This is a genomic window from Mycobacterium sp. (assembly GCF_036488105.1).
In the GTDB taxonomy this organism is placed as follows: domain Bacteria; phylum Actinomycetota; class Actinomycetes; order Mycobacteriales; family Mycobacteriaceae; genus Mycobacterium.
On sequence record NZ_DASXHW010000443.1, the window covers coordinates 1 to 11,195 of the forward strand.

The 11,195-nt window shown below is 65.9% G+C and carries 10 protein-coding genes; 5 read left to right on the plus strand and 5 right to left on the minus strand.

The genetic code is table 11. The features are described from left to right. From VGH54_RS23330 to VGH54_RS23345, 4 genes are all read right to left on the minus strand, one after another. A partial coding sequence (locus VGH54_RS23330) for an acyl-CoA dehydrogenase (protein ID WP_331514479.1) occupies positions 1-1,349 on the minus strand: 1,349 nt, incomplete at its 3' end. Positions 1,350-1,400: 51 nt separating this feature from the next. Then, on the minus strand, positions 1,401-2,384 hold the full coding sequence (locus VGH54_RS23335) for a 2-hydroxyacid dehydrogenase (protein WP_331514480.1): 984 nt from the start codon (positions 2,382-2,384) through the stop codon (positions 1,401-1,403). Then, positions 2,360-3,493 carry an alpha/beta hydrolase gene (locus tag VGH54_RS23340; protein ID WP_331514481.1) on the minus strand — a complete coding sequence of 378 codons (1,134 nt, stop codon included), beginning with the start codon at positions 3,491-3,493 and terminating at the stop codon, positions 2,360-2,362. Before VGH54_RS23340 ends, VGH54_RS23335 begins: the two co-directional genes overlap by 25 nt. A 1-nt stretch (position 3,494) precedes the next feature. Beyond that, complete coding sequence (locus VGH54_RS23345; protein ID WP_331514489.1) at positions 3,495-4,133, minus strand: TetR/AcrR family transcriptional regulator; 639 nt, start codon at positions 4,131-4,133, stop codon at positions 3,495-3,497. 154 nt (positions 4,134-4,287) lie between these two features. Between VGH54_RS23345 and VGH54_RS23350 the strand changes: the two genes are divergently transcribed. Further along, complete coding sequence (locus tag VGH54_RS23350) at positions 4,288-4,863, plus strand: VOC family protein (RefSeq protein ID WP_331514483.1); 576 nt, start codon at positions 4,288-4,290, stop codon at positions 4,861-4,863. Positions 4,864-4,867: 4 nt separating this feature from the next. On the opposite strand, the gene VGH54_RS23355 is transcribed toward VGH54_RS23350, so the two are convergent. After that, complete coding sequence (locus VGH54_RS23355) at positions 4,868-5,509, minus strand: TetR/AcrR family transcriptional regulator (RefSeq protein WP_414688777.1); 642 nt, start codon at positions 5,507-5,509, stop codon at positions 4,868-4,870. Between the two features lie 70 nt (positions 5,510-5,579). On the opposite strand from VGH54_RS23355, the gene VGH54_RS23360 reads away from it, so the two are divergent. The 4 genes from VGH54_RS23360 to eccB all read left to right on the plus strand — a co-directional run bounded on the left by VGH54_RS23360 (position 5,580) and on the right by eccB (position 11,188). After that, positions 5,580-6,473, plus strand: coding sequence for an oxygenase MpaB family protein (locus tag VGH54_RS23360; protein ID WP_331514485.1), 894 nt, complete (start codon positions 5,580-5,582; stop codon positions 6,471-6,473). A gap of 119 nt (positions 6,474-6,592) precedes the next feature. Further along, positions 6,593-7,498 (plus strand): class I SAM-dependent methyltransferase, encoded by a 906-nt coding sequence (locus VGH54_RS23365; RefSeq protein ID WP_331514486.1) that lies wholly within the window; start codon positions 6,593-6,595, stop codon positions 7,496-7,498. A 271-nt stretch (positions 7,499-7,769) separates the two neighbouring features. Beyond that, on the plus strand, positions 7,770-9,611 hold the full coding sequence (eccA, locus tag VGH54_RS23370) for a type VII secretion AAA-ATPase EccA (RefSeq protein ID WP_331514487.1): 1,842 nt from the start codon (positions 7,770-7,772) through the stop codon (positions 9,609-9,611). Continuing rightward, positions 9,608-11,188 carry a type VII secretion protein EccB gene (eccB, locus tag VGH54_RS23375; protein ID WP_331514488.1) on the plus strand — a complete coding sequence of 527 codons (1,581 nt, stop codon included), beginning with the start codon at positions 9,608-9,610 and terminating at the stop codon, positions 11,186-11,188. Before eccA ends, eccB begins: the two co-directional genes overlap by 4 nt. The last annotated feature ends 7 nt before the right edge of the window (positions 11,189-11,195 follow it).

Sequence of the window (11,195 nt, forward strand, 5' to 3'; positions counted from 1 at the left end):
ATGGACGGCACAATCCAGGCCGCGATGCCGATCGGTGGTCGCCTGACTCGCCCACTGGTGAACTCCTGGGCGATGATGATCTGCTCGACCGGCCCGGCGTCGCGTCCCCACGGGGTGGGCAGATAAGGCAGCACCCACCCGTCCTCGGCGATCGCGGTGTTGCGCTCCACGCGCGCGATCCCCTTGAGCGCGGCGACCTCCTCGCGGATCTCGTCGCGCAGCTTCTCGGTGTCGGGGTCAAGATCGATGTCGAGCGCGCGCATGCCGGTGGTGGTGGCGGTGTCGACAACCCGCTGCGGGTACTCGGATCTGCGGCCGAAGCCTGCGGCCAAAACCAGCGCGCGACGGTAGTAGATATTGGTGTCGTGCTCCCAGGTGAACCCGATGCCGCCGTGCACCTGAATGCAGTCCTGGGTACAGCGCTGAGCGGCGGCCGGTGCCAGCATCGCAGCTACCGCCGCGGCGAACTCAACCGCGGAAGCTTCGGTGTCCCAGTTGTTTTCGCGGGCTTCGTCAACGGCGCGGGCCGCATCCCAGACGGCGGCCGTGGCGCGTTCGGTGTCGGCGATCATCTCGGCGCACTTGTGCTTGACGGCCTGGAACTGACCGATCGGCCGACCGAATTGCTCGCGGATCTTGGCGTAGTCCGAGGCGGTGTCGGTGGCCCACCGCGCGACTCCGATCGCCTCGGCCGACAGCAGCGTGGCAATCAGTGCCTTCGCCGTCACGACGCTGAGATTGCTCAACGCGACGTCGTCGGCAACCTCGATGGCGTTGGCGCGCACATGGGCGATGGGACGCAGCGGGTCGACGCTGGCGACCGGTTCGATCTCGAGCTGGTCGGCGCGCAGCACCACCCACTCTTCGCCGCTGTCGATCGCCACCGGCAACACCAACAGCGACGCTTCGGCCGCGGCCGGCACCGCGCGGACCTCCCCGCGGATCACCAGCGAGTCGTCGTGTCGCGTCGCGGTCAGGCCGGCGTCCAGGGCGTAGGCGGCGATGGCCGCGCCGGAGGCCAGGTCGGCGAGCACCTTGGCGTTCGGGTCGTGTGCCGAAATCAGCGCACTGGCGATCGCCGACGGCACGAACGGGCCCGGCACCGCGCCGTAACCGAACTCGGCGAGGACGACGTCGAGCTCGAGAACGCCGAAACCCTGGCCGCCGACGGATTCGGCCAAGTGGACGCCCTGCAGGCCCTGATCGGCCGCGGCCCGCCAATACGGCGGAGGGTTGTCGATCGGCGTTTCCAGCGCGGCGTGCAAGACCTCCGATGGTGCGACGCGCGCCACCAAAGATCGCACCGAATCGGCCAGGTCTTGATGCTCAGGGTTGATTGCGATCGGCATTGGTCGCCTTCCTTGGGGTTACCCGGGGCCTGTAGCAGCTCGACCCCCAATCTAATAACCGGTGGGTTGGTTGACCACGTGGGCCAGCCGCTGACCGTCCCGCAGCCGGCGGCAGTTGGCGACGGCTTCGACCAGATATCGCCGCATGGTGTCGACGGTGTACCAGGTGACGTGCGGGGTGAGCACGACGTTGTCCAGGGTCAACAGCGGGTTGTCCGGCAGTACCGGTTCGACGCCGAAGACGTCCAGGCCGGCCGCGGCCAACCGGCCACCACGAAGCGCCGCGGCCAGGGCTTTTTCGTCGACGATCGGGCCGCGTGAGGTGTTGACCAGCACCGCACCGGGCTTCATCCGGGCCAGGGCAGCCTCGCCCAGCAGGCCGTCGGTGTCTGCCGTCAACGGCAGGTGCAGCGAGACGATGTCGCTGGCGCCCAGGAGCTCCGGCAGCGGTCGCCAGCCGGGCAGTCCGTCGTCGCCAGTGCTGGTGTGCAGCACGGTGGCACCCATCGCGGCGACGATGCCCGCGACCTGTTTGGCGATGTTGCCGTAGCCGACCAGTCCCACGGTGCATCCGCCGATGTCGCGGACGGTTTCGCCGAGTTGCGGGTCGGACGGCCAGCCGCGGCCTTCGCGGGTCGCCCGGTCCAGCACCGGCAATCGCCGCAGCGACGCCAGCATCAGCAGCACCGTTCCCTCGGCCACCGACGGCGCGTTGGCGCCGGGCATGTTGGCAACGGCGACACCGCGTTCGGTGGCGGCGTCGACGTCGATGGTGTTTACCCCGGCGCCGAACTTGTGCACCAGCCGCAGGCGAGTCGCGCGGGACAGGTCGGCCCCGGAAAGCGGCCGCAGCACATGCCAAATCACGTCGGCCTCGGCTATTTCCCGGTAGAACGCCACGTGTGACTCGGCGGAGTCGTCATCGGCACACCAGCGGATGTCAAGCCAATCAGCTTCGGGGGCAAGAAAATCCAACACCTTCGGGCCGGGAACGAAGTGGGCGAGGACCCTTAACGCCACCGCTTGGCAATCCACTTGGCGATGGTGTCAGCCTGCTCGCTGCGCGCGCCCGGTGTGGTGAAGTAGTGATCGGTGTTGATCGAGCACTGCTCCTTGTCGGTGCCGGCCAGCGCGTCGTAAATGCGCTGAGCATCCGACGGGAACACACCGGTGTCGGCCTCGGCGTTGATCACCAACGCGGGGCAGGTGATTCGGGCCAGATGCGGTTCGGCCCTGGTCTGTGCCGTGCGCAGACTCCACATCGCCAGCCAGCTGCGCAACGTGCAGGCCGCTGCGATGCCGTGCGCGGACCGGTTCGCCTTGACCGGCGGGCCGGCGTAACACGTATTCGGCTGACGGTGAGTCGGCTCAATGGTCGGATCGACCATCCGCGGATCGGCCCACGTCCGCATCACGGTAAACGGGCGGTCCGAAAATCCGGCGGCTCGAACACGTTTCAACTCTTTCTCGACCCAGTCGGTGATGGCGTTGCTGCGTGCAACCTGCGCTGAGCGATAGCGGGCCAGGAACTCCGGCGAATACGGCGGCCCATTGCGCTCGTCGAACAGATCCAGGTCGGGATCGGTGGCGAGGGGGTCGTTCTCGTCGACGACGGCGCCGTCCATCCATGCGGTCAGCACGTCCGGGCGGCCCGGGTGCGCGGCGCTGGCTACGTAGCCGTCGGCTGGCAGCAGGTCGGTCAGACCGGCAGCTGGTCGCATACCCGCCATTGGCGTCACATGCGGGTCGACCGCCTGCGCCTGGTATGCCGCCATCAGCGACCCGCCTCCGGAATTACCCAGCAGGACAATCGTTTCCACGGCTTGTGTCTCGCGTAGCCAGCGAACCCCGACGCCGATATCGACCAGCGCGTGGTCGAGCAGGAAGCTGCTCTCAAAGCCGCGGAACCGAGTGTTCCACCCCAGAAATCCGATCCCACGGGTCGCCAGGTAATCGGCGAGATAGTGCTCGGAGAAGTCGATCTGATAGTGGGCCGCGATCACCGCGACCTTCGGTTTGCGCCCGACGCCGCGGTAATACAGCCCTTGGCACGGGTGTCCGCCCGCGCCGGCGCGCCGGCCGGTCGGCGACGGCAGCCCGATGAATTCTCGAATAACCCCGGGCGTGCCGGCGGTGCGACCCACGTCAGCGACCCTCCTTGCAGTAGATGGCTCGGTAGAAGATATTCGTCAAGGTGGCGATACAGGCCTCGTCGTCGGCTTTATCGTCCTGTCGCGACGCCGGACCGGCTAGTTGGAGATAACAGAACTGGTTCAGCATCGCGACGATCGCGACGGCGATCAGCTGCGGGTCGTCGCCTGCGCAGTAGCCCTCGGCTTGGGCACGTCGCACCATCTCGGTGATGAAAGACGTTGGAATATCGCAAATTTCGGCCCAGTACTGGGCAAAGTCATCGTTGACCATCGCCAGCTGCGACACGCTGATCATCTCCGCCAGCCGATGTTTGTAGGTGTGCCAGTGTGCAGCTGCGGCCTGGTGGGCTCGCTCCCGTGTCGAAAGACCGTGCCGGGCAACCGGCTTGGCCCGCTCGCCGACCTCGTCGCGGAACCGCAGCGCCCACTCGCGGACCATCGCCTCTTTGGAGTCGTAGTAGTTATAGAACGACGCCGTCGACCGGCCGGCCTCGGTGGCGATGTCGGCGATAGTAGTGGCCAGGATGCCCTTGCGGGCGATGACGGTCCTGGCGGCGGTGTCGATGGCGGCCCGCGTTTGACGGCCGCGGTTAGTCGGTAGCGGCGCACGCTGGGTCGGCGAGTCGGACACAGTCGACACCGACGGGCCTCCTTCGTCGTGACTGGGATCCCTCGATCGCGGGAACGGCGCTCCTCTGGAATAGACCTGAATCTGATGTTAGGTTCAGATTCGGATCTCCGCCACGGAACCAGCCAAGCGCGATGCCGACGGACGGGAGCCCGGGATGATCAAGCCGCACAACCGCAATTCCGAATTCGAACTCGACGGCATCAACCATGTCGCGCTGGTGTGCTCGGACATGGCCCGCACCGTGGACTTCTATAGCAACGTCCTCGGTATGCCGTTGATCAAATCGCTGGACCTGCCTGGCGGTGCCGGACAGCACTTCTTCTTCGACGCCGGCAACGGCGACTGCGTCGCGTTCTTCTGGTTCGCGGACGCGCCGGATCGAGTGCCGGGCCTGTCGTCGCCGGCCGCTATCCCCGGAATTGGTGAGATCACCAGCGCGGTGAGCACTATGAACCACCTGGCGTTCCATGTGCCGGCCGAAAAGTTCGACGCCTATCGGCAGCGCCTCAAGGACAAGGGCGTGCGGGTGGGGCCGGTGCTCAACCACGACGAGAGCGAGCGACAGGTCGCGGCCACACTGCATCCCGGCGTCTACGTGCGCTCGTTCTATTTCCAGGATCCGGACGGAATAACGCTCGAGTTTGCTTGCTGGATCAAGGAATTCACAACGAACGACACCAGGGCCGTGCCCAAGACGTCCGCCGATCGCCGCATCCCGGCCACCCATTAGGGCATCAAACGCGATACAGGCTCGGGTTCGCCAGCTCGTTGACAAGTGACGTGAGCTGGTCGATCAGCTGAGCTGGATCGAGCCGCACGTCACCGGTCAGCCACGCGCTGATCGTTTGCGCCACCCCGCCGACTACGAAATGTGCGGCAGCCGTGATCCGGTCGTTCTGCGGAACATGCAGCGTGTTCCCGGCATGGCGGCCGGACAGCATCGCGAACAGCGCGTTGGATTCGACCCGCTTGCGCACCAACACGGCGTTGGCCAACTGCGCGCTGAACAGCAGGCGCCCGACGCGTGGATCGCCACCGATCGTGCGGACGATGTTGGTCATGCCGGCGCGGGTCTGCTCCTCCGGCGGTGCGGCGTCCACCGCAGCCTGAGTTGTAAAGGCCAGCTCGGCGATCACCCAGTCGAACACCGCACCAACCAATTCGTCTTTGTCGGTGAAGCTTTCGTAGAAGTACCGGGCCGCCACACCAGCCTGTCGGCAGACCCCGCGCACGGTCAATTCGGCGGCGTCGTCGCCGCCGAGCAGATCGAGACCGGCCTCTAACAGCCTGGCCCGACGGGTTGCCAGGCGGTCGGCGGCACCGACGCCGCCATATGGCCGCGCGCTGGTCGTTGGGCCAGAAGTCACGAATCCCATCTTGACACCGGTCCTGGCGGGCTGCAATATCAGGAAACAGGCGTTCTCACAATTAGCGGGCAGGTGAGCGATGACGGTCAGCGAACCGATCAGGCATGTCGAACGCGCGGTGGGCGAGCCACCGGTCGCCGGGCGTAGGCCGCGGCGGACGCCGAAACTCGACGACACGCTGATGGGAATGGCCCTGCTGCTGGGCCCGGCCAATGTGATCATGCAGCTGGCCCGGCCCGGTGTGGGCTACGGGGTCATGGAGAGCCGTGTCGAGAGCGGTCGCATCGACCTGCACCCGATCAAGCGGGCGCGCACCACGTTCACCTATCTCGCCGTCGCGATGGCGGGTACGGACACTCAGAAGTCGGCGTTTCGGCGAGCGGTGAACCGTGCGCACGCCCAGGTGTACTCCACTCCGGACAGCCCCGTGCAATACAACGCCTTCGACGTCCACCTGCAATTGTGGGTCGCCGCTTGCCTTTACAAGGGCGTAGTGGACTTTTATCGGATGTTCGTCGGCGAGATGGACGATCGGGACGCCGATCGCCATTACCAAGAAGCAGTAGTGCTCGGCTCTACGCTGCAGGTGCCCCCGGAGATGTGGCCGGCCGACCGGGCTGCGTTCGACCGCTACTGGAACGAGCAACTCGAGAAGGTCCACATCGACGACGCCGTCCGTAAATACTTGTACCCGATCGCGGTCGGCCGGATAAAGGCCCTGCGTCTTCCCGAGTTCGTGCGCCGGCAGCCGGAAAAGCTCGGTCTGCTGCTCACCGCAGGCTTTCTGCCGCAACGCTTTCGGGACGAGATGCAGTTCTCGTGGGATGCTGTCACGCAGCGGCGCTTCGACCGGCTGATCGCCGTGCTCCGTACGGTGAACAATGCGATGCCGCGGTTCGTCCGGCGGTTCCCGTTCAACCTGCTGCTGCGGGATCTGGACCGACGGATCAAAGCCGGCCGCGCGTTGGTGTAACGGCCGAATACCCCCTACCGGGACGGGGTCTTGTTCTACGACACAGCGTCGTATTGAATGCCGTTGTGGCCGGATCGGACGACGTAAGCGCGCTGTTGGCGGGCGTAGGGTCGGTTGGCGTGCGTACTGACGACGATAACTGGGACATCACGACAACTGTCGGCGCGACTGCGTTACTGGTCGCTACCGCTCGAGCATTGGAAGCGCAGAAGCCCGAGCCATTGGCAGTCGACCCATTCGCCGAGGTGTTCTGCCGCGCGGCTGGCGGCAACGCCGCCGATGTGTTGGACGGCAAGCTGTCCGGGCATCCGTTGAAATCCCCTGACTGGGGGCAGCATTTCGTCAACTTCCAGGGCGCACGTACCAGATACTTCGACGACTACTTCCGGCGAGCCGCAGACGCCGGGGTACGGCAGGTGGTGATCCTGGCCGCCGGTCTGGACTCGCGCGCCTACCGACTGTCCTGGCCCGATACGACGACGATCTTCGAGCTGGATCGTCCGCAGGTTCTCGATTTCAAGCGCGAGGTGCTGAGCGAGCAGGGAGCCACGCCCCACGCCGAACGCCGTGAGGTCGCCGTCGACCTCCGCGAGGATTGGCCGCAGGCGTTGCGGGACACTGGTTTCGACCCTGCGAAGCCGTCGGCGTGGATCGCTGAAGGTCTACTTATCTATCTGCCCGTCGCCGCGCGGGAGCAGCTGTTCACTGGGATCGACGCGCTGGCCAGTTCGGGAAGTCATGTCGCAGTGGAAGAAAGCTTGGCACTGCCTGACGAAGCGTTTCAGGCTGCCATCGCCGGAGAGCGCGCAGCTCGGGCCGAGGGCGATGACCGGTTGTTCTTCCAATTGATCTACAACGAGCAGCACGACCCGGCCCAGCGATGGTTCGACCAGCACGGCTGGACCGCGGCCACGACACCGCTGGCGGATTACCTACGCGACGCGGGCCGCCCGGTGCCCGGACCGGATATCGAGGCCGGCCCGATGATCGCCCGGAACACTTTGGTCAGGGCGGTCAAAAAGTGAGATGCCGATGGGGTACAGTTCTGCGCTAATGACATCCATTTTCATTAAGCCACGGCGGGACGAAGCGAGGAGGCTTGTTACTCCGGCCGCGCCCGAAAGACGTTCCGGAGCGGCCGTCAGGTGGACTGACGTGCAGCGCTTGAGCTTTGGCAGCCGACTAGGCGAGGCCACGCGTCGAGCGAATACGTGCGTCTCGACACCGAGCTTATGCAATGCTAACTTCGCCCAAAGTTAGCTTAGGCAACACTACGTCTGAAGGGGAGACTGAGGCGTGGAAATCGCTGACACCGGCAGTGTCGCCACCCGGCCGACAACCGTCAGGGTGGACGATGACGTATCGAGTCGATTCGCGACGTGCTGCCGCGCGCTCGGGCTGACTATCTATGACCGCAAGCGCCCGGCGGACCTGGCCGCCGCCCGCTCCGGGTTCACCGGACTGGTCCGCATCGCCCACGAACAGGCCGACGCATGGGTCGGGCTGGCCGCCGCGGGTGATGTGTCGCTGCCTGTGCTGGAAGCGATTTCACACAATGTGGCGACGGCAGGAGTGCTGCAACGCCACGTGGAATTGGCGCCGGGTGCGTTGGGCTTCCAGTACGACACCGGCCTGTACTTGAAGTTCCGTGCGACCGAGCCCGACGATTTCCACCTTGCCTACGCCGCGGCGCTGGCCGGCGACGGGCGGTATGCGGCCGCATATCAACTGGTCAGCGATGTCACCGGGCGTCAGCCGAGCTCGCGGGAGGCCCGCTGGGTGGCGTCGACCCTCCACTACCGCGCTGAGCGCTGGTCTGACGTGGTCAAGTTGCTCTCGCCGATCGTGAACGACCCCGATCTCGACCAGCACTTCGCGCATGCCGTCAAGGTGGCGTTGGGTATTTCGCTGGCGCGGCTGGGCATGTTTGCTGCGGCGCTATCCTACCTCGAGGAGCCAGACGGTCCGGTTGCCGTTGCCGCGGTCGACGGCGCGTTGGCCAGGGCGCTGTCGCTACGCGCCGATGGCGACGAGGACACCGCGCGCGAAGTGCTGCAGGACCTGTATGCCGCCAACCCGGAAAACGCTCAAGTCGAAGAGGCGCTGACGGATTCCAGCTTCGGGATCGTGCCCACCACCGCCGACCGCATCGCCGCGCGCATCGACCCCTGGGACCCGGCCACCGAGCCCAAGCCCGGCGATTTCGTGGACCCCGGAGCGCAAGAGCGCAAGGCGATGCTGCTGTCCGAGGCCGAGCGTGAGCTCGACGAGTTCATCGGCCTGGAGAAGGTCAAAGATCAGGTCGCGCGGCTCAAGAGCGCGGTGGCAATGGAGCTGGTGCGTAAGGAGCGTGGGCTGGAAGTGGCGCAGCGCACCCACCACCTGGTGTTCACCGGGCCTCCTGGAACCGGCAAGACCACGATCGCGCGTGTCGTCGCGAAAATCTATTGCGGCCTCGGCCTTTTGAAGAAAGAGAACATCAAGGAGGTCCACCGTGCCGATTTGATCGGTCAGCACATCGGTGAGACCGAAGCCAAGACGAACGCGATGATCGACAGTGCCCTGGACGGTGTGTTGTTCCTCGACGAGGCCTACGCCCTGGTTGCGACCGGCGCCAAGAACGATTTCGGCTTGGTGGCCATCGACACCTTGTTGGCCCGGATGGAGAACGACCGCGACCGGTTGGTGGTCATCATCGCCGGTTACCGCGCCGACCTCGATCGATTCCTGGACACCAACCAGGGTCTGCGATCACGGTTCACCCGCACCATCGACTTCCCGTCCTACCAGCCGGCCGAACTGATCGAGATCGCCAACTTCATGGCTACCCGACGCGACAGTGCGTTCGAACAGCCGGCGCTCAACGATCTGGAAGCACTCTTCGCCCACCTGGCCAGCACGACGAAGGCCGATTCCGCGGGCGTCGAACGCCGCGGACTCGACATCGCGGGTAACGGTCGATTCGTCCGTAACGTCGTCGAAAAGTCGGAAGAGGAACGGGAATTCCGGCTGGACCACTCTGCACACGCGCAAACCGGTGAATTCACCGACGAGGAGCTCATGACGATCACCGCCGCCGACCTCGCCAACACCGTGCCGCCGCTGCTGGAAGGCCTGCGGCTGGAGATGCCGGCATGACGAGCCCAGAATCACCCGACGACCGGCGCTCCTTCGCCTCGCGCACACCGGTCAACGATAACCCTGAGAAGGTCGTCTACCGCCGCGGCTTCGTCACCCGCCATCAGGTAACCGGCTGGCGATTTGTCATGCGCCGCATCGCTTCTGGCGTTGCCCTGCATGACACCCGGATGCTTGTCGACCCGCTGCGCACCCAGACCCGTGCGGTGCTGATGGGCGTGATCGTGCTGATCGCCGCGTTGGCGGGCAGCTTTGTGTTCTCGCTGATTCGGCCGAACGGGTCGGCGGCAAACAACCCGATCCTGGCCGACCGGTCCACCGCCGCGCTGTACGTGCGGGTGGGCGATCGACTGCATCCGGTGCTGAACCTGGCCTCGGCCCGGCTGATCGCCGGCAAGTCGGCGAACCCCACCATGGTGAAAAGTACTGAGCTGGACAAGTTTCCGCTCGGCAATCTGATCGGCATTCCAGGTGCGCCCGAGCGGATGGTGCAGAACGCCCGTAAGGACGCCGACTGGACGGTGTGCGATTCCGCCGCCGGTACTGCCGCCGGTGTCACGGTGATAGCCGGAGCTCCCGACAGCACCGGCGCCCGGGCTGCTGCAGTGGAAGCCGGCAAGGCGGTGCTGGTCAGCAACCCCACCAGTGCCTGGCTGCTGTGGGACGGCCGGCGCAGCCGGATCGACCTCGCCGACCACGCCATGACCAGTGCGCTGGGCCTGGGTACCGACATCCCGACGCCGCGGCCTATCGCCGGCGGCTTGTTCAACGCGATCCCCGAGTCTCCGCCGCTGGCCGCCCCCGTCATCCCCGACGCCGGTAGCCCCGCCAAGTTTCCGGTGCCCGCACCAGTCGGTGCGGTCGTCGAATCCCACGGCCTGGAAAGTAATTCGGCTAACGGGCTGCTCTACTACGCGGTACTGCCCGACGGCTTGCAGCAGATCTCCCCGGTGTTGGCCGCCGTTCTGCGCAACGCCAACTCCTATGGCCTGGACCAGCCGCCCCGGTTGGGTGCCGACAAGATCGCCAAACTCCCGGTGTCGCGGCAGCTGGACACCAGCCGCTACCCAGCGCAGCGGATCAGCCTGCTCGACGCGACGCACGATCCGGTCACCTGCGCGCACTGGAGTAAGGCAGCAGGTGCAAGCACGAATTCTCTGACGCTGCTTGCCGGTTCGGCACTGCCGATTCCGGAGGCGGTGCACACCGAGGATCTCGTTGGTGCTGGTGCCGGCGGCACCGCCAACCGGGTGGCGATGGCACCCGGTACCGGTTATTTCGCCCAGACCGTCGGACAGCACTCGGCGTCACCGGCTGCCGGATCGCTGTTCTGGATCTCCGACACCGGCGTCCGATACGGCATCGACAATGAAGCCGCCCAGGGCGGTGTCACGGGAAACGCGAAAACCGCTGAGGCTCTTGGCCTGCGTCAGCCGGCGACTCCGATTCCGTGGTCGATCCTGTCGTTGTACGCAGCCGGACCAACACTGTCGCGAGCTGACGCGCTGCTCGCGCACGACGGCCTGGCCCCCGACTCGCGACCCGGTCGCGCTGAAGCCGAAGGGCAAAACCGATGAGCCGCTT

Bases quoted from the DNA above. Each gene is read 5' to 3' on its own strand.
- VGH54_RS23350 (WP_331514483.1), top strand. From the start codon at position 4,288: ATGATCAAGCCGCACAACCGCAATTCCGAATTCGAACTCGACGGCATC.
- VGH54_RS23355 (WP_414688777.1), bottom strand. From the start codon at position 5,509: ATGGGATTCGTGACTTCTGGCCCAACGACCAGCGCGCGGCCATATGGC.
- VGH54_RS23360 (WP_331514485.1), top strand. From the start codon at position 5,580: ATGACGGTCAGCGAACCGATCAGGCATGTCGAACGCGCGGTGGGCGAG.
- eccB (WP_331514488.1), top strand. From the start codon at position 9,608: ATGACGAGCCCAGAATCACCCGACGACCGGCGCTCCTTCGCCTCGCGC.